This is a genomic window from Methylophilus sp. DMC18, from assembly GCF_056314005.1.
Map to the genome: position 1 here is coordinate 518,638 of NZ_JBQUZE010000003.1, position 17,975 is coordinate 536,612.

The window sequence follows — 17,975 nt, forward strand, 5'->3', positions numbered from 1 at the left end:
CAGTTACCCCTCTATCAACCCCTGTAACTGACGGATGCACTATGCAAAATCATAAAATCACACCCGCCATCATCGCCGCGCTCATCGCAGCCGCGTTATCCTTTGCCAGCCACGCAGAACTCAACACCCAACTGCCCGCCGAGCAAGATGAAAGTTTTGCCTTGCCGCTCAACCTCGACTTGCCCGCACAACCGCTCGCGGCCTCGCTACGGCAGTTCGCCATACAGTCCAACCTCTCGCTCACGGTAGACAGCGCCCTCATCGTCGATAAAAAAGCCCCGGCCGTTAAAGGCCGCATGACGCGCAAAGAAGCCATCAAACGCCTGCTGGATGGCAGCGGTTTGCAAGGCAAAATCAATGGCGAAAGTATTGTGATACAACGCGCGGTAAAAGCTGAGGCTAAAGACATTCAACTCGAAAAAATCGAGACCATCGCTAAGCGCCGTTACGATGTGGGTCCGTTGCGTGGTCTAGCAGTGACCAAAGAAGAAATCCCCGGCAACGTACAAAGCATCAGTGCCAAAGAGATCAAAGAGTCTAAAGCAGTCAGTCTGACTGACCTCATGAACAGCAAGTTGCAATCAGTCAATATTAACGACTACCAAAGCAACCCATTCCAGATGGACGTCACTTATCGGGGCTTCACTGCCAGTCCTCAGCTAGGCACCTCACAAGGCTTAAGCGTTTTTCTGGACGGCATCCGCGTGAACGAACCGTTTGGGGATGTGGTGAACTGGGACATGATCCCCATGAACGCGCTCAACAGCCTGGACGTCTTCCCAGGCTCTAACCCTCTATTTGGCTTGGGTACGCTGGGTGGCGCCATCAGCATGAAAACCAAAAGTGGTTTTGACAGCAACGAAGGCACCGTGGAATACCTGGGTGGCTCTTTCAAGCGTAACCAGTTTCAAGGTTCAGTGAGTGGCAATAACGGCGTAGTTGCGGGCTTTGCTGCAGCTAATATCTTTAGAGAAGACGGCTGGCGTGTGAATTCACCCAGTGAGGTCAACCAGATATTTGCTAAAGGCGAGTGGCGCAATGACAAACTGCAACTGGGCTTAAGCATGCTCTATGCAGGTAACAAGCTGGTTGGTAACGGTTTGCTGCCGACTGAAATGGCAAAACAAGATAACAGCCAGATTTTCACCAGCCCGGACCAAACCAAAAACCATTTACTGCAATTTCAGCTCAATGGCATCTGGGATGTCAGTGACACCTTCAACATCACCGGTCAAGTTTACAAACGCAAGAGTAGGCGTAACTCCAGTACAGGCGATATTAATCAGAACTTTAGTGGCGGCGCAACCAGACGGCCATTGCCGGGTGAGCAACTGGTTACAAGTTATGCAGACTTGGATCGGGATGGTTTGCCAGATCCGGACTACACACAGATGGGTGTTTACAATGTTGCGCTTGATGCAAGCGGCAACCCAATTACAGACAGTAGTGGCAATCAGGTTATTGGAACAAATGCAAATATCCCTGCTGATCCGAATCAGGGCACTCAAAACGTGCTGGATAGCAAAGGGAATGTTGTTGGAACCAAGCCGCTGTGGGGCCCGCAATTAGTGTCTAATTCGTCAGAGCCAAGTGAGGCTTGGAAAGAAAAGGCGCGTCAACTCTGGGGACTCAGAAATTACAATACCCAAAGTAATGATTTGATAGCTAAACTGTTTAATCTCAACCATGGTGCGACTGAGCCAAATGAAGTCTTTGATGCGCGGAATGGCACTATTTCTGGTCAATACTTTGATTCAAATGGTTTTATGACTGTGCTCAGTTACAACCCAATATATTTCTCGGCACAGGATGCGCAAGGTAATAACATCGTAGAGCAATTCCCTGGTGTCAACATGGGGCTTGGTAGCCCTACTGGTATTTTAGTACGCGACCCTGTTACAGGCTTTCCGATACAACGTAATGGGGCTGACTGCGATACTGTCGCTTCCCCAACCGGCGTACGCGGTCAGTGTTCAGGCTATATTGAAGGCACGCCTACCGCATTAATCACCGAAACGGACATTGACCAAGTGACGGATGGCGCGGCCATGCAGTTAAATTGGAATCTGGAAAAACATAAGTTCATGGTAGGTGCCTCCGTGGATGCCTCAGATGCCAGCTACACCAGCGGACAATACTTGGGGCTTTTAAGTAACCAACGCAAAGCCTACCTAGACCCTGCCAATGTCGGCTATGAGTTTGCTGCCGCCAGCCAAAAGTTGGGGTTAAACGACTTTGCCGGCAATAGCATCACCAAAAGCCTGCTGTTTAGCGAAACTTGGACGCCTACCAAAGAATGGGCATTTACTGCTGCTGGTCGATATAACATCACCCATATTAAAAATGAATTGGCGGTTAATAACTATTTGGGACTGAATGGACCGACGGCATTCAAAAACTTTCTTGAAACACAGCAGTTGTGTAATGACCTCAACAATGACGGGACAGTAACACCCGACGAATGTCCTTCAATCACCATCATCCCGTTTTCAACCGCATTGGCAAATGATTTAGGCGCGATTGGGCCAGGTGAAACCGAGAAATTCACCTACCGTTCATTTAACCCTAGCTTGGGGGCAACCTGGCAACCGACAGAGACGCTGAACCTTTACGGCAACTGGAACAAAGGTGCACGAACTCCTAGCGTGATTGAGTTAGGGTGCGCCTTTGATGATACGCCGGTTCCAGTTGGCCAGCAGGCGGATGGTACAACGATCTATGCCCCTCGCAGCTTGCAACAACGGCGCTTTTGCAGCCTGCCCAGCACCCTTTCCGGTGACCCTTATTTAAAACAAGTGCGTTCAGAAACGCTGGAGTTTGGTGGGCGCGGCTATCTCACCCCACAAGTGCAGTGGAACGCCACTATTTACCAGACTGACCTGACGGATGACATCTACTTTGTTTCTTTTACGCCAGAACGTAGCTTTTTTCAGAATATTGGCAATACTCGCCGCAGAGGCTTAGAAATGGGGTTGCAAGGCAAAGTGGGTAAATGGGGCTTTAGAACCAGCTACTCCCTGACAGACGCCACCTTCCAGGACTCTTTTAGTGTCGCCAGCCCGAATAACAGCAGCGCCGGTAATGTATTTCAACCTGAAGGGACTGCCTATAAAGCGACAGGGTATCAACAAATTCGCGTGCATCCTGGTGACCGTATGCCAGGGGTGCCGCTACATAACTTTAATTTCACCTTGAGTTATGAATTGACACCAGACTGGATGGTGGCTTTAACCGGCGTGATGCATTCTGAGAGCTTTGTACGCGGCAATGAAAATAACAAGCACCAAGCAGGTGCGGCCAACGTTACTTATAACTGCGGCTATCAAGGTAGCTCCATCAAGGATGGCGACATTATGTATCCAGACTCAAGGTGTTCAGTCTTTGCGACCAAACCGAACTTTCGTTATCCAGGCAAGGTGCCCGGTTATGCGGTGTTCAACTTTAGAACCAGCTACAAACTCACCAAAAACCTCACGGCGGGGCTGCTGGTTAACAACCTATTTGATCGTGAGTATTACAGCGCGGGGCGCCTGGGTACAAATCCATTCTCCCCTTCTGTGTATGGTGCCATTGGCCAAGGCGGATTCAACTACAACAGCAATGACTGGTTAGCGACAACCTTTCTTGCACCAGGGGCGCCGAGGTCTGCATTCTTTACGCTGACTTATGATTTTGATGCAGGAAAGTAGAGATGGTTGGATACTTGGGGGTCAGAGTAAAAAGTAAAGAAATCTCACTTTTACCCTGACCCGATCGACATGACTTTTAAGTGTCAGGTCAATCGCTTTAAGATCATTGGATTTGCAACTGTGTAAATTGCGTCTTGTAATCATCCACCCATTGCTGCGCATGATGGCGTTGCTTAGCGGTTGTACTGGCATGTAGGCTCGCGATGGTTTCACAGGTTTGCTGCGTGACTTTATCAATATGACTTTGGTAAGCCGAATTCGGGCTGTTTTGCATACGTTCAAACCCTGCGCGGACCAGTTGCGATTTTTCTTCGTTTGACGAGGCGGGATTTCTTAATGCCTTGAGGATAGTCAACGCATCTTCGTCGCGCCGCAGAATTTCGGCATAGATGATGGCGGGATCAATATCACTCCTGGCAATGGCCTGTTTTAAAAGGGTGATTTGTTTTTCGTTTAAATCGCCATAGACTTTTTCAGCAAAATCCGTGGATTTCTCTAACCTCACCTCTCGCTGTTCTTCTAACGTTTCCTGCCACCAGTCCTCTTTCCATTCCTGGTTGCGTTTTTCCAGCTTTTTCTCGAAATGCTGCAGTTGTTTTTCACTCAGCGTGTCGGCGACTTCGACGATGATAGGGATGACTTTTGTTTGTAGCATCTGCACATTTGATTTGATGGATTCAATACGCTGGCAGGCCATTTGTGCGCTCACATCATGGCTAAGGTCATCATGTATTTCATCCAGCAAAGACACATACCGCGGTAACTCATTTTTACGATGCCAGGCATGCAAGTCCCGCAGGGCGGGTTTGAGTTTGGCTTTTTGCGCTGCACTAAAATCAAAATAATCATCTAGCCGCCATGCGATGAGTGCAGGTGCGTTGTTGTAAGCGGTCTTGACCAGGCTACAACTCATGAGTGAAAGAGCGAGGGTGAGGATTAAAGTTTTTTTGATGATTCGCATGTTTCTACGACCAGGATTGCCGGACTAAGTTTGCGATACTGGCTACTTGTATTAGCACTGTTTTCAGTGCTAATACAAAGGCGCTTTCGGCCTGCCTCTCTCGGGATCGATCTGGCAAGGGAATGAGGCGCATCAGGCAGCACGCCACTGCCTGATGGCTGGACTAACGTTGATAACCCGGAGGGGGAGGTGGGGGCGGTGGATAATAGGTTGGAACACTTGCTGATGAGGCGCGCTGGCTGCCTTGTGAATAGGTCCTTGCCATGCTGGCAGGCACCGGGATTTTATGTCCAGCTGCATACATGCATTGATAGTAGGCATTGTCGTATTTGTCTTGGGCGTTCATGCCACTGACGGTCGCTGTATTGGCGCCGATGGCTCCACCAGACAGCGCACCCATGCCGGCACCAATGGCTGCGCCTTCGCCGCCACCAGTTGCAGCGCCTATGGCTGCCCCTATGGCAGTACCTACAGCGGTCGTGGTAGCGAGACTGGCGTTATATTGTTGGTTAACAGTCTTGCCGCCAATTTGCGTCAGCGCAAAATCCCGGCAAGACAGGTCATCTGCCCTGAAGGCGTTGAAGTCTTTGCCGGTACCTGGCAGGGCCATGCTGCTGGGGCCTGTGGGGTTAGTCGCGCAGGCAGTCAGGCTCAGCATAAGTAGCAAGGTCATGTGCCTATTGAGATGCATGACAGTCTCCTATTTGGCTGGTGTGTTTGTTGGCGGCGTCGGTGTGACTTGTTTCCAGCCGGCGGGACACTCTTTAACATAGGGGTAATAGCCGTTAGCAGCCTCGCAGTAATACCAGTAGGCAGTATTGTTGCTGGCGCTGGTTGCTGGCGCTGTGCTGTTGCCTGGGGCTGCATTCGTGGCATTGTTACTGTCCTGCTCGATATACACCTGTGACTGCGGCTGGGTGATCACCACGGGCGGTGGACTGTACACATACGGGTAAGGGTAGGCGTAGGGTGCGTAGGCATAAGGAAAAAACGGGTAAGGGGCGCCAAAATACAGACCAACGCCGCCATGCCAGCCGCGGCCAGGCGGATGTGCGTATGCAAGTTGGCTGGCGAGGGCGCAGAATACGCCCAGGCTAAGGTAAATCATCTTTTTGAGTGTGGATGTTAGCGGTAGCATAAGCCCTCCAGAAAACGTTATGTACATAACAATTCTGACAAAAGGACTTGCAAAACCCTCCCGATGAGCGGGCTTGGTTTTGTAACGGAGTGTATCTTTAAAGCACCTGAGCGGGGCTATTGACGGTGCGGATGGTACACAACGCAGGTATTTTTGCCGGACTCCTTGGCTTCGTACATGGCCTGATCTGCGTGACGAATCAACGTATCGACTGTGCAACCATGGTCGGGGAAGATGGCGATACCGATACTGATGGAGACAGACGCAGCATAGCCATTGAGTGGGATGGGTTCTTTCACCACTTGCAGGATTTTGTGGGCGTGCAACAGCATGTCTTCGCTATTGCTGATATTGATCGCTAGAATGGCGAACTCATCCCCGGCGAAACGGGCGAAGGTATCCGCTTGTCGCGACATTTTCTGGATACGACTGGCAATCTCAATCAGTAGCTGGTCGCCTGCCAGGTGGCCATGGAGGTCATTCACTGCTTTGAAACCATCCAGGTCCATAAAAAATAGCGCAAATTTTTTCTGTTCGCGCTGACTGCTGTAAATGGCCTGCTGTAAGCGATCCAGAAACAGTCGACGGTTGGGCAGGCCGGTCAGGTTATCGGTATGTGCCTGCTGCCAGATGGATTGTTCAAGCAATTTCGATTGCGAGATATCGGTATGCGTGCCTATCATGCGCTTGGGGGTGTCTTCGGCGGTGCGTTCTACCACCATGCCGCGAGAGAGTACCCATTTGTAATCGCCATTTTTGCAGCGAATCCGATATTCGATTTTGTACTCAGGCTGTTGGCCATAGAGGTAGGCATTGAGAGAATTTGTGAAGCGTTCCTGATCTTCCTCGTGAATCAACGCACGCAGTGTCTCTAGTTGCGGGAGCAGCGGCTCACTTTGGTAGCCCAGCATTTTTCGCCAGTTGGGGCCAAAAAAGTAATGCCCAGTGATGAGGTCATAATCCCAAACCCCATCGCCGACGGCATCCATGGCTTGTTTCCACAGCTCCTGACTTTTGGCTTGCTGTTCATAAAATACTTGTAACTGCTTGCTCAGTTCCGTACGCTGAACGATCTCTCTGCGCAACTCCATCAGTTTCATGGCCTGGTTCGCCAGGATGGTCAACAAAGTGAGTTCGGCCTCGCTAAAGTGGCGAGGTACATGGTCCATCACGCAAAAAGTGCCGATGGCATAGCCTTGATCATTAATCAGCGGTATTCCGGCATAGGCACGAATATACGGCGCCTGAATGACAAGCGGATTATTCTTGAACAATGCATCCTGCAGTGTGTCTTCAATCACCAGCCGTGTTTTTTGTTCCACCGTCAGTTGGCAAAAGACATCCTCACGCGGGGCTTCGCAGAGATCTAGTCCTTTGGCAGATTTAAACCATAAGCGGTCCTCTGCCATCACTGTCACGCTTGCAATTGGTGTTGAGAAGAAGGTCGAGGCCAGGGCGACTAACTGATCAAAATCAGCTTCGGGCGCAGTGTCAAGGATATGATAGCTTTCAACTGCCGCCAGACGTTCTAGCTCTTTATTATGGTTTAACAAGTGAACGGTACTCCATCAAAGCAGACATTAAGTTGGTCACACGCTTGGTAAGTTGGTTCTAAAAGCAATCATACGCTAATTAATCTTAATAGATTTGGTGATAAGCTTAACCTTTTTTATTTTGTTTGGTAAATGTTATCTCGATAATTTATCGTTGTTGGAGAGGCTTGTTTGTGATGAAAAGCCGTCAGATTCATGTCATTAAATGCCGCAAGGGTAAACTCTGCATGCTTAGAGGTAGGCAGTTGCGGGTCAACACGGTATGCTAATACCTGTCCCGTGATAGGTTAAATCCGCATGCAACCGCAATCCATACAGCAAATCAATCTTTCTTATGACCAGCATCAAGACCGCCTGCTCATGCGTGCGGCGGTGAGTGACGAACAGGAAATCCAGGTCTGGATTACCTACCGCGTGGCAAGGCAGATTTTCAAGGTATTTAATCAGGAGGCGCATTTGCCGGTGTCTGGTCCGTTGCCCTTGTCTGAGCAAAGCCTGCCGGAAGCCACCCAGCAGTTTGCACAAGAGGCGGAAGCAGTAGAGGCCCTGGATGATCTGGACTTTGAGACGGCCTATCAGGCGCCAAAAAGTGTAGTCACCGAGCAAACCCTGCTGGCGGTGGAAACGCGTTTTGTCTCGGTCAACGACCAACTTAATCATGTGCAACTGGTGTGCGCCAATGGCATTAACGTGAATATCAATGTGAACCATGAGCTGGTGCTGGCGATCAGTCGCATGTTGCTGTTGGCCAGCAAAGAGGCAGGCTGGACACTGCCATCCGCGCCCGCCAAGGAACCTCAGTCCGTTTCGAGTATCGTAATGGACATCCCGGTAGAAAAACAGGTATTACATTGATGGATCAAATTACGCTGGGAGACAGCGGTATTCGCGTCTCCAGAATCACCTTGGGCACCATGACTTATGGTGACCAGAACACCCAACAGGATGCAGAACACCAGCTGGATTATGCGCTGGCACAAGGCATTAATTTTATTGATACGGCAGAAATGTACCCGGTGCCGCCCCGTGCAGAAACGGTGACGCGTACCGAAACCATGCTGGGGCACTGGATCAAAAAACAGCCGCGCGACCGGTTTGTGCTGGCCAGCAAGGTGGCCGGACCCCGCCGCGGCATGCACTGGATCCGCGGTGGCCCGAGTGGCATGGACCGTGCCAATATCCGCCAGGCGGTGCATGACAGTTTGCAGCGATTGCAAACCGATTACCTGGATGTCCTCTATCTGCACTGGCCCGAGCGCAATGTGCCCATGTTTGGCCAATATCAATTTGACCCGCATGCGGAACTGGATGCAGAAGGCCAGGCGATCAACTGGGTACCTATCCAGACCCAGCTTGAAGTGCTGGATGAGTTGGTGAAGGAAGGCAAAATCCGTGCAATCGGTCTTAGTAACGAGCAACCGTGGGGGTTGATGGAGTTTTTGCGTATTGCGCGCGAGCAGGGCTTGCCGCGCATTGCCGTGCTGCAAAATTGCTATAACCTCATGAACCGCGGTATGGAGTTTGGCATGACCGAAGTGCTTTACCGGGAAGGGGTCGCGCTGGCGGCCTACTCGCCCTTGGCCTTTGGGCACCTCACGGCCAAGTATGTTGATGATCCGGCCACGCCCGGCCGCGTGACTTTGTTTGAGGGCTATGCCAAGCGCTATAAAAAGCCCGCGGTGCCGGCGGCGGCCAAAGCCTATGCCGAGTTGGCCCGTAGCCATGGCCTGACGCCGGTACAGCTGGCCTTGAGTTTTGTCTATCACCGCTGGTTTGTTGGCACCACCATTATCGGCGCGACCAGCCTGGCACAGTTACAAGAAAATGTGGCGGCTTATCAGGTCCACCTGAGCGAAGAGGTGCTGGCGGCCATCGAGCAACAACATCTGGTCATGATGAATCCAGCCCCTTAAGTCGGGCGCAATAGAAGGGAATCCATATGCTATTTTTTCGCAGACTGCGCAGCCAGTGGCGACAGGAGCGGCTGTTGAATGCGCTACTGGTGAGTGGCCTGCTGCTGGCAGGTCAAGCACAGGCAGCCCTGGTGAACGACATGCAATCCGCCTTGCGTACTTGCCAAACCGAGTTTGCAGACGATGCTGGCCGGCGACTGGTGTGCTTTGATAAAGTGGCCGAGCAATTCGCGCCCAGCCATGTGGTGGCGCCTATCTTGGCGCCCAGCCAGGAAGCACTGGTCAAAAGCGTGAGTGCTGACACCGGCTACCTGTCACGCAAATGGCATTTGAATAGCCAGGATGAGTTGCATTTTACCGACCTTGAAACGCACCAGCTCAATTACATTGTCACCAGCTATTCGAGCAACCCTAACGAGGTCCCGGTTTCGCCGTCACGCCCCAACACGCAAAACCGTGACCTCGGACACAACGACCTGCATTTTCAGATCAGCCTGAAAACCCAGCTGATGAATATGTCAGACTGGCTGCCCAAAAATCAGTGGGTGCAGAGCGCGCGCTTATGGGGCGCTTATACCCAGCAATCGTTCTGGCAGGTTTACAACGAGGCACAGTCTCGGCCCATGCGCGATCATAACTATTCGCCCGAGCTGATTTTGTCGCTGGGGCTCAACAAGCCGGCAGAGGGGGGGCTGTGGACCGCCATGCCTAATATGCTCAATCTGGGCCTGGTGCATGAGTCGAATGGCCGCTCACAACCGTTATCGCGCAGCTGGAACCGGTTCTACCTGCAAGGGGGTTGGCAATTGAATGAACAATATAGCCTGCTGGTCAGGCCATGGTGGCGCATCCCTGAGAACAAGTCAGACGATGACAACCCGGATATCAGCAAGTATATGGGCTATGGCGATGTGACCTTGCACTGGGACAATGAACCCCACACCCTGGCCGCCAGCGTGACTTTGCGTAACAACATGCGCAGTGACAACAAGGGCTATATCCGCACCGATGTGCAATACAAGCCGTTTAAAAACGAGAGCGTGAAGTTTTATGCCATGCTGGCCAGTGGCTATGGCGTCTCGCTCCTGGACTACAACCAGGCACAAAACATGTTTGGCATCGGCTTTGCCATTGGCGAATAGCTCGCCGCAGCTGACGGCCAAGTCCAATTAGGGTTATTGAATTATGTTACTGATCACCAAAACCTTTCAACGCTTTTTAGACTCGGAGCAGGCCAGCAGTGTCTTGCTAATGCTGGCTACCGTGCTGGCACTGCTGATCGCCAATAGTGTGTTTGCCAGCCACTATCATGCGTTCTGGCATCTGCACGGCTTGGGGCTCAGCCTGGAAGAGTGGGTGAATGATGGTTTGATGGCCGTGTTCTTCCTGCTAATTGGCTTGGAGCTCAAGCGCGAGTTATATGTAGGCGAGCTTTCCAGCGTCAACAACGCGCTGTTACCGACGATTGCCGCCATGGGCGGTATGATTGCCCCTGCCTTGATCTTTTGGCAGTTGAATCATGGCACGGCTTACCAGTCCGGCGTGGGTATCCCGATGGCCACCGATATTGCGTTTGCCCTGGGCGTGCTCTCCATTTTAGGCAACCGTGTGCCGGCGCCGTTAAAAGTGTTTTTAGTCGCTTTTGCCGTCATTGACGATCTTGGCGCAGCCATCATGATCGCCGTGTTTTACACCGCCTCAATCTCGCTGCCGCACTTGCTGGCCGCGCTCACTGTGCTTGCCTTGCTGTTTGCGCTCAATCGCTTGCGCGTGCTGTCTATGCTGCCATACCTGCTCGGCGGGGCCTTCATGTGGTGGCTGACCCTGAAATCAGGCGTGCATGCGACGCTGGCGGGGATTGCGCTGGCGTTTGCCATTCCTTTTCAGCAGCTGGCCGAAGACGAGGATTCGCTTTCGCAACGGCTGGAACATGCCTTGCACTTGCCTGTTGCGTTCTTCATTCTGCCGGTTTTTGCCTTTGCCAATACCGGTGTTCATTTGGCAGCGGACAGTGTGCAATCGGTGTTTACGCACAGCAACAGCCTGGGCATTATGGCTGGCTTGATTGTGGGCAAGCCGGTGGGCATTATGCTGGCAGTGTGGCTTTCAGTGGTTTTCGGGCTGTGCAAGTTACATCCGCCTTTGCGCTGGGCGCACATTTTGGGCGCTGGCATGTTGGGTGGTATCGGTTTTACCATGTCCATTTTTATTACCAACCTGGCTTTTGCTGGTATGGACGAGGCAATCAATCTTTCAAAAATGGCGATTTTGACCGGTTCGCTGCTGTCTGGACTCCTTGGCTGGGGATGGCTGAAGTGGACGCTGGGTCGCAGCCCGCACTGATTTTTGGCAGCAGGTGGTTCTCAGTAAAATCATGAGCTGTTTTTAAGCCAGCTACGCAAGTGCTTTCTTGCCCTGCGGCGTATAGTGATTCTTAACGAGATGCCCGTTGCCTCTCTTAATCATTCAAGGAGATTTATTATGTGGACTAAACCAGCAGCGACTGAAATGCGTTTTGGCTTTGAAGTCACCATGTATGTGATGAACAAATAATTCTGACCAAGGTTTTATTGCAAAACACCCGGTGTTAACCGGGTGTTTTGTTTTGGGCCGACGTTTTGTTGTGGTCAGGCTAAAAAGCAACGCGCAATACCACCGTTATCGCGGCGGTTAAATCTCTATAGATTTTGTGACGCTATCGCCTTCAGCCAGAAGGGTCAGTTTCGTCAAGTCCCAGTCAGGCTGTTCTGCTGCCAGGCGGCTACGGCCAAGACGGTAGGCTTCTTCTACACTCAGCGCCAATACATTGGTTTCCCAGACGCGCTCACTGGCATCGGGTGCGCCTTGCCAGGCGCTGATATAAAAAATGGCCATACTCACTCCTTGATTAACATGCCACAGACCACAGGCCGTCTGCATGCGGTTGAGACACATAGAACGTGTCAGTAAGAATATCAGCAAAGTATCGCGCTGCCCGGTCAGACGCTCGTGCGATTTTACCTGTGACTTTCGCTGTGATGTCCCCTGGCCCATGCCCGCTGACCAGCGTTATCGGGGCTCACAATTCTTACAGCAAACTCAGTCTTGCCGCGATAGTGAGGGGAACCCTCGCCAGCCACACTCTCCGCTTAAGGTCACTGCATGAACCATCACCGTTGAGAGGAGACAGACATGATAGATGCCCGTGAAATTAAACCCGATATGCCCGTCACCACCGCCCAGTCCGAGCATGTCGCTGTGGTTGATCATATGGTCAGCGACGACCTGATCAAACTTAAACAAGACACGTCTGGCGTGCATCACTTTATCCCGGTGAGCTGGGTGATTTCGACTGAGGGCGGTATCGTGAAAATTAACCGGACGCTGGCGCAGGTGACCACAGACTGGGCCACTGAGGCATCATCCTGAGTTTGCCCTGCATCAAGGCTTAGGCGATGTGCACACGTGGACGGCGCTTGCCTGGATTTGCCCGTGAGCTCAATGTGTTGGACGTGAAACATCGCTAAACATCCGCTTCTAAGCCGCGCGCACAGCCAAAACAAAGACCTGCGGTAAGCAGGTCTTCGCTATCAGGGTGCGCCAGTGCAGGGTGTGACTTTCTGGCCTGGTTTAAGAATGCGCATCGGCCTCTGCCTGCGCGGCATCCCGCAATTTCTTCACCTCGTCATGATTGCGTTTTGCGCCTTCGAGCTGACGAACAACCACAGCACGGATATGGGTTGGCAAATCCATTTCAGCGGCTTCTTGGTAAGCCTTCAGCGCCACATCCTCGCCGCGTTCGGTTTCATTAAGCACCGACAGCGTATTGTTGCTGGTGAGGGCTGTTTTAAGATCTATCCAGTGTCTGTGCAGCGCGCCGCCCAAGCTGGTTGAGGCGGCGGGTTCGCCCCCTTGCGAGCGCACCAGCCCTTGCAACTCTTGTACGCTGGCCGCCACCTCTTGCGAGCGCCGCATGAAAAAAGCCTTGAGTTGGGGATGATCTACATTCTCAGCCGATGCGCGAAACCCTTCTTCGCCATCGCGGGACACCTAAATCAAATCGTTCAGGGTAGCAATGAAATCGTCTCTGTCTGTCATGTCTCAGTCTCCAAAAGCGGTTGTTGATGGTGAGAAGATCTGAGTATGCGACAGCACAGCCTGGCCCCCCATCGGATGAATGCGCAAGCTGGTGTAAGAATGGCTATCTATAGGCCCGCTTATCTGGGCAGATAAGCCCATTTCTCTCACCTGGCCACGCCAAGGGGCTGCTTATGTTTCCGTCGGCCAACGTAAATTCTGACAGTCAGATCAGCCTGTTGCGGGTATGGATGCGGCTGTCCTGCTTGCATAATGGCGCATCGTTCTTTACAGGAGATGATGATGAATCCCATCCGTTTATTCGACTATGTGACACCGCGTAGTGAGCAGCCCAAGGTGCTCGCGATGCCCAAACCCGGTGTCACGCAGTTGCTGATATTTTATATATTGCCACTGTCCTTGATCCCATGTATCACGATGTACTTGCGGCTGGATCATCAGGTGCCCAAATTGTTTTTTGACCAATTACCAGGTAACCGCTTGCTGATGGTGAGCGTCGAGTTGTTGTTTCTGCAATTGCTGCTGGTGCTGGTGATGGCATGGATTACACAGCATCTGGCGCAGATGGTGGGTGTGAAGCCTGGCTTCCGGGATGCGCTGTTGTTAATCACGCTGGCGACAACCCCGCTGTGGCTGACTTCGCTGTTTTACCTGGTCCCCAGCCTGAGCGTTAATGTGCTGGTGCATGGGGTGGCGGCGCTGATTGCCGTTGCGCTGGTGTACCGCGGTGTGCGCTATGTGTTTGGCATCCGTGAGCGCGGGGCACTGTTCTCACTCACCCTGGCCATTATCTGCACCGCCGGGCTGGGCTTTGGCGTGATTCTGATCGGCTCGTTGATTTCGTGGGAAACCATTGAACAACTCCAATTTGCCGTCAAAAAACTTTAGCCACGCTGCCGGTGTTATTTGAATCCGTCTAGTCAGGGTTCTGCCGGGTCTGACGGCTCAATGTGGTCGGGGCTGGGATCAGGCCATGTGTCAGGGCATAACGGATCAACGCCGCATTATTGGGCACGCCCATTTTGCGCAAGATTTTGGCGCGGAAGACACTGACAGAACCCGGCGCAATGGCAAGCTCGTCTGCCACGGCGTTGACCGGTTGGCCTTTGATCAGCTTGAACAAGACCTGTAACTCCCGCAACGATAACTGCTCATGCCGCATGGGTCGTGACTCCGTCAACAGTTGGTGGTGGCGCGGCATCAGGCAGGATTTTCCGCGCGCAATGCTGCGGATGGCTGGAATCACCTGCGAACTTTGCGTGGTGTAAGGCAGATAGCCCTGACAGCCCAAACGGATAAAATGAATCATGCGGTCAGGCCGCTCACTGCCATTGATCACCAGAATCGGCAGCCCCGGTGCGGCATGTTTGAGATCACACAAAACTTCAAGACCATTTTGGTTGGGGGCCGAAATGTCCAGAATAATCGCATCCAGCGGTTGCTGATGGATCAGGTGAATCGCTTCGCGCACCGTGGGCACTTCGTAAAGCAGCTGCAGGCGCAGGTCATTTTGTAACAGGGTGTGTAATGCGTGATGGCTCAGGGCATGACCATAAACCAGTAATAATTTTTTCATGGCGGTCTCGTCTCGTTTCAGTGTGATCAAAACCGGCACGCGAATACCGGGGCTTAAAACGCCTTCCAGTTATTTTTTAATGTTTTTAATTTTTAATCGTGTGCGGCTACGGTCGCATGCACACCGCTGGTTGCTTCCCTATTCTCAGAGGCGTTCGAGTCGGCATGTCGGGCAGTTTTATGGCTGCCTTTGACATTCCAGATCACATTGCCGACATCATCTGCCACCAGCAACTGCCCTTTTTTATCAACAATCACACCGACGGGACGCCCCCGTGCCTGCCCGTCTGCATTCAAAAACTCGGTCAGTACGTCAATGGGTTGCCCGGCGGGCTTGCCTGCTTCAAACGGCACAAAAATGACTTTATAGCCGTTGTAAGGCTGACGGTTCCAGGAGCCATGCTGGCCGACAAACATGCCGTTTTGAAATTGCTCGGGCAGCTGATTGCCTTTGGCCGGGAATAGGCCCAGTGAAGCCGTGTGTGTGCCCAGTGCATAATCAGGAGGGATCGCTGTGGCAACCAGCTCAGGGCGGGGCGGTTGTACCCGCTCATCTACATGTTGGCCGTAGTAGCTGTAGGGCCAGCCATAAAAGCCATTCTGTTTGACCGAGGTCATGTAATCCGGCACCAGGTCACTGCCGAGTTCGTCTCGCTCATTGACCACGACCCATAAGTCGCCAGTATGCGGTTCCCATACCATGCCATTCGGATTGCGCAAGCCGGAAGCATAGATGTGATGCTGGCCAGAGACTGCATCGACCTCCCAAATAGCCGCCCGCTCTTTTTCTTCGTCCATGCCGTTTTCACCGACATTGCTGTTGGAGCCGACGCTAACATAGAGTTTGCTGCCATCTGGCGCGGGCAAAATATTTTTGGTCCAATGATGATTGCGTTCTGCGGGCAGGTTGGTGACTTTGGTGGGGGCGGCGGTAATTTCAGTCTGGCCTGGCTTATAAGGGAATTTGATCAAGGCATCGGCGTTGGCCACATAAAAGGTGTCCCCAATCAGGGCCATGCCAAACGGCGAATGCAGGTCTTTGATAAAGACATGTCGTTCTTCTGCCACGCCATCGTCGTCATTGTCGCGCAGCAGCATGATGCGGTTCATGCTCTCAGCCCCTGCGCCGCCGTCTTTCATAAACAGGCTGGCAATCCAGCTTTTGAGGCTGAACCCTTCATTGTTAGGCGGGTGATTGGTTTCTGCCACCAGAATATCGCCATTAGGCAACTCATACAGCCAGCGCGGGTGATGCAGGTCGCTGGCAAACGCGACTACATGGGTGCCTGGCGCAGAGGCTGGTTTTTCACCTTGCGGCCAGCCAACCGCTTTTGCCACATGGACGGTGGGAAGCCAGCTGGCATGATAGGAGGACAGGTCTGGTGCTGGCCCGTAGCTGGCCGACTCAGGCAGTTGGGCCGGTGGCGAACAGGCACTCAGTCCCAGCAGGCAACCGCTGATCAGGGACAGTTGAAAACGGGGCGGACGGTCTGTGGCGGTATGCATCGTGTACTCCTCTCTATCATCTGTTTCTGGTCTTTACCAGACTGGTTTTCATGGCATGGCCTGCCAGATGGCAGCTAGCGCCGGGTCGCCACAATCTGGTGAATGCCGGTGAGTCCCTGTTCAAACTGGATCAGGCTGGCGGTCAGATACAGTCGCCAGGCACGGTAACTGCGTTCGCCCAGGGTGCGGGTGATGTCCTGGTGTTGCGACGCCAGTCCACTCAGCCAGTGGCGCAGGGTCTGAACAAAATGCTGGCGCAGCCCCTCAATGTTAAACACCTCAAACTGGGCGGCATCCATACACTGCAGCAGCTGTGGAAAGGTGGCCAGCTTGCCTTGCGGGAACAACTGCTGATTCACCAGCGTATGGGTTGGGTCCTCTGGCTGCCAGGCTGCGCGCTCGTTGGTCATGCCATGGCTCAAAAACAAGCCGCCCGGTGTCAGCGCGGCATGGACTGTATTCAAGAACGCCGGCAAATGCGGTTCACCTACGTGTTCGGCGACCCCGATACAGACGGCTTTGTCGTACTGGCCTTGTGCCGCCACAGCGCGATAGTCGCCAGGGATCAGTGTCACCAGATGGGTGAGTTGTTCGCTTTGGATCAGCTGGCTGGCATAGGCATATTGGGCAGGGTTCTGGATATAAGCATGCACAAAGACCCCGTAATGCTTGGCGGCCCAGCAGGCCAGTCCGCCCCAGCCGCCACTAAGGTCGAGCAAATGGTCACCGTGTTGCAAACGCAGCTTCAGGCAAATCAGTTCCAGCTGGTTTCGTTGCGCCTGCCCGAGCTCACGCGTTTGGCCACAAAAATAGGCGCAGGAATGCAGCATACGTTCATCCAGCCAATGGCGATAAAACTCAGCCGGCACATCGTAGTTGAGTGGCAACAGACCAGACTTTGGTACAGCGCCGTGGCGAGGTGGTAATGGTGCCAGGGCACGTAATGCACGCGCGAGTGTGGTGGCCAAGGGGATAGGCAGAGACTGGAAGTATTCCAGGCATTGCATCGCGGCGTGAAAGTCGCCCACGACCTGGATGTGACCGTCTATATACGCAGTCATCCAGGGGACGGATGTGGTCAACAAGTGAGGATCACGTACCAGTTCTGCAGACAGTGACAGCGTAAATGCCGGTGATTGCTCGCCCACATAAATCAACTGGTCATTCCATAAACGCAGGGCAAACGCATCTGTATAGTCTTCAAATAGCTGATTCAGCAGTAATTGGGCCTGGGTCAAGGCCTGTTGATCTTCTTCTTGTTGCCTGGCCTGAGGCCAATGCCAAAATTGCTCTAGCGTCAGGGCATCCAGTGGGCGTGCCTCCAGAGGCAGCACATTAATAGGGCGGTTGTACATTGGTGACTCCTCACAGTTGTCCGTGTTTCCGTCAAAAAATAAAGCCCTGCTTTGACTGCTGCGTTGCGTCAAATGAAGATGTCGATGAACTTTCGCGTCGCCGCCGCAGTAAAAAAAGCAGGTGGTTTGAATGTGTCTTCAGGCCTGAAGTGTAAGAAAAGCGCCCAAGCAGCCAATATAGGCACATGACTGATTGTCATGTCAGACC

At 52.6% G+C, this 17,975-nt stretch carries 17 protein-coding genes; 8 read left to right on the top strand and 9 right to left on the bottom strand.

The features are described 5' to 3' along the window. The first annotated feature begins 41 nt into the window (after positions 1–41). Positions 42–3,689: a TonB-dependent receptor gene (locus tag ACT53G_RS09475; protein ID WP_476169262.1), complete on the top strand. Its 3,648-nt coding sequence runs from the start codon at positions 42–44 to the stop codon at positions 3,687–3,689. Between the two features lie 103 nt (positions 3,690–3,792). Here ACT53G_RS09475 and ACT53G_RS09480 read toward each other — a convergent pair whose 3' ends face one another. The 4 genes from ACT53G_RS09480 to ACT53G_RS09495 all read right to left on the bottom strand — a co-directional run bounded on the left by ACT53G_RS09480 (position 3,793) and on the right by ACT53G_RS09495 (position 7,341). Then, complete coding sequence (locus ACT53G_RS09480; RefSeq protein WP_476169263.1) at positions 3,793–4,650, bottom strand: DUF6279 family lipoprotein; 858 nt, start codon at positions 4,648–4,650, stop codon at positions 3,793–3,795. Positions 4,651–4,813: 163 nt separating this feature from the next. Further along, complete coding sequence (locus ACT53G_RS09485; protein WP_275356129.1) at positions 4,814–5,341, bottom strand: YMGG-like glycine zipper-containing protein; 528 nt, start codon at positions 5,339–5,341, stop codon at positions 4,814–4,816. A 9-nt stretch (positions 5,342–5,350) separates the two neighbouring features. Further along, positions 5,351–5,788: a hypothetical protein gene (locus ACT53G_RS09490; protein ID WP_338655038.1), complete on the bottom strand. Its 438-nt coding sequence runs from the start codon at positions 5,786–5,788 to the stop codon at positions 5,351–5,353. Positions 5,789–5,904: 116 nt separating this feature from the next. Then, positions 5,905–7,341: a sensor domain-containing diguanylate cyclase gene (locus ACT53G_RS09495; protein WP_194748511.1), complete on the bottom strand. Its 1,437-nt coding sequence runs from the start codon at positions 7,339–7,341 to the stop codon at positions 5,905–5,907. A gap of 297 nt (positions 7,342–7,638) precedes the next feature. Between ACT53G_RS09495 and ACT53G_RS09500 the strand changes: the two genes are divergently transcribed. The 5 genes from ACT53G_RS09500 to pqqA all read left to right on the top strand — a co-directional run bounded on the left by ACT53G_RS09500 (position 7,639) and on the right by pqqA (position 11,807). Then, the gene (locus tag ACT53G_RS09500) at positions 7,639–8,196 is read left to right on the top strand and encodes a hypothetical protein (protein WP_338655034.1); all 558 of its coding nucleotides are present in this window, start codon (positions 7,639–7,641) and stop codon (positions 8,194–8,196) included. After that, positions 8,196–9,254 (top strand): aldo/keto reductase, encoded by a 1,059-nt coding sequence (locus ACT53G_RS09505; RefSeq protein ID WP_476169264.1) that lies wholly within the window; start codon positions 8,196–8,198, stop codon positions 9,252–9,254. Before ACT53G_RS09500 ends, ACT53G_RS09505 begins: the two co-directional genes overlap by 1 nt. Before the next feature lie 26 nt (positions 9,255–9,280). Next, positions 9,281–10,396, top strand: a complete 1,116-nt coding sequence (locus tag ACT53G_RS09510) for a phospholipase A (protein WP_476169265.1) — start codon at positions 9,281–9,283, stop codon at positions 10,394–10,396. 43 nt (positions 10,397–10,439) lie between these two features. After that, entirely contained in the window at positions 10,440–11,597 is a 1,158-nt protein-coding gene (gene nhaA / locus ACT53G_RS09515) for a Na+/H+ antiporter NhaA (protein ID WP_476169266.1), read from the top strand. 138 nt (positions 11,598–11,735) lie between these two features. Further along, a complete protein-coding gene (pqqA, locus tag ACT53G_RS09520) occupies positions 11,736–11,807 on the top strand; it encodes a pyrroloquinoline quinone precursor peptide PqqA (RefSeq protein ID WP_081624291.1) in 72 nt (23 codons plus the stop codon). A gap of 117 nt (positions 11,808–11,924) precedes the next feature. Here the strand turns inward: pqqA and ACT53G_RS09525 are convergent, their stop codons facing one another. Next, a complete protein-coding gene (locus ACT53G_RS09525; RefSeq protein ID WP_194748506.1) occupies positions 11,925–12,128 on the bottom strand; it encodes a hypothetical protein in 204 nt (67 codons plus the stop codon). A 297-nt stretch (positions 12,129–12,425) separates the two neighbouring features. On the opposite strand from ACT53G_RS09525, the gene ACT53G_RS09530 reads away from it, so the two are divergent. Further along, a complete protein-coding gene (locus ACT53G_RS09530; protein ID WP_194748505.1) occupies positions 12,426–12,662 on the top strand; it encodes a DUF2171 domain-containing protein in 237 nt (78 codons plus the stop codon). Between the two features lie 201 nt (positions 12,663–12,863). Here the strand turns inward: ACT53G_RS09530 and ACT53G_RS09535 are convergent, their stop codons facing one another. Continuing rightward, complete coding sequence (locus ACT53G_RS09535) at positions 12,864–13,283, bottom strand: PA2169 family four-helix-bundle protein (RefSeq protein WP_476169267.1); 420 nt, start codon at positions 13,281–13,283, stop codon at positions 12,864–12,866. Between the two features lie 330 nt (positions 13,284–13,613). Here ACT53G_RS09535 and ACT53G_RS09540 point away from each other — a divergent pair, with 330 nt between their 5' ends. Then, positions 13,614–14,219, top strand: a complete 606-nt coding sequence (locus tag ACT53G_RS09540; protein ID WP_194748503.1) for a Yip1 family protein — start codon at positions 13,614–13,616, stop codon at positions 14,217–14,219. A gap of 28 nt (positions 14,220–14,247) precedes the next feature. Here the strand turns inward: ACT53G_RS09540 and ACT53G_RS09545 are convergent, their stop codons facing one another. The 3 genes from ACT53G_RS09545 to ACT53G_RS09555 form a co-directional block, all read right to left on the bottom strand. Then, positions 14,248–14,907, bottom strand: a complete 660-nt coding sequence (locus tag ACT53G_RS09545; protein WP_476169268.1) for a LuxR C-terminal-related transcriptional regulator — start codon at positions 14,905–14,907, stop codon at positions 14,248–14,250. A 92-nt stretch (positions 14,908–14,999) separates the two neighbouring features. After that, positions 15,000–16,412 (bottom strand): PQQ-dependent sugar dehydrogenase, encoded by a 1,413-nt coding sequence (locus ACT53G_RS09550; protein ID WP_476169269.1) that lies wholly within the window; start codon positions 16,410–16,412, stop codon positions 15,000–15,002. Between the two features lie 74 nt (positions 16,413–16,486). Beyond that, a complete protein-coding gene (locus tag ACT53G_RS09555) occupies positions 16,487–17,767 on the bottom strand; it encodes a class I SAM-dependent methyltransferase (protein WP_476169270.1) in 1,281 nt (426 codons plus the stop codon). Positions 17,768–17,975: the final 208 nt, after the last annotated feature.

Coding starts and splice junctions, on each gene's coding strand:
- ACT53G_RS09555 (WP_476169270.1), bottom strand. CDS start 17,767: ATGTACAACCGCCCTATTAATGTGCTGCCTCTGGAGGCACGCCCACTG.
- ACT53G_RS09545 (WP_476169268.1), bottom strand. CDS start 14,907: ATGAAAAAATTATTACTGGTTTATGGTCATGCCCTGAGCCATCACGCA.
- ACT53G_RS09505 (WP_476169264.1), top strand. CDS start 8,196: ATGGATCAAATTACGCTGGGAGACAGCGGTATTCGCGTCTCCAGAATC.
- ACT53G_RS09480 (WP_476169263.1), bottom strand. CDS start 4,650: ATGCGAATCATCAAAAAAACTTTAATCCTCACCCTCGCTCTTTCACTC.
- nhaA (WP_476169266.1), top strand. CDS start 10,440: ATGTTACTGATCACCAAAACCTTTCAACGCTTTTTAGACTCGGAGCAG.
- ACT53G_RS09525 (WP_194748506.1), bottom strand. CDS start 12,128: ATGGCCATTTTTTATATCAGCGCCTGGCAAGGCGCACCCGATGCCAGT.
- ACT53G_RS09510 (WP_476169265.1), top strand. CDS start 9,281: ATGCTATTTTTTCGCAGACTGCGCAGCCAGTGGCGACAGGAGCGGCTG.
- ACT53G_RS09500 (WP_338655034.1), top strand. CDS start 7,639: ATGCAACCGCAATCCATACAGCAAATCAATCTTTCTTATGACCAGCAT.
- ACT53G_RS09475 (WP_476169262.1), top strand. CDS start 42: ATGCAAAATCATAAAATCACACCCGCCATCATCGCCGCGCTCATCGCA.
- ACT53G_RS09490 (WP_338655038.1), bottom strand. CDS start 5,788: ATGCTACCGCTAACATCCACACTCAAAAAGATGATTTACCTTAGCCTG.
- ACT53G_RS09540 (WP_194748503.1), top strand. CDS start 13,614: ATGAATCCCATCCGTTTATTCGACTATGTGACACCGCGTAGTGAGCAG.
- ACT53G_RS09485 (WP_275356129.1), bottom strand. CDS start 5,341: ATGCATCTCAATAGGCACATGACCTTGCTACTTATGCTGAGCCTGACT.
- ACT53G_RS09550 (WP_476169269.1), bottom strand. CDS start 16,412: ATGCATACCGCCACAGACCGTCCGCCCCGTTTTCAACTGTCCCTGATC.
- ACT53G_RS09530 (WP_194748505.1), top strand. CDS start 12,426: ATGATAGATGCCCGTGAAATTAAACCCGATATGCCCGTCACCACCGCC.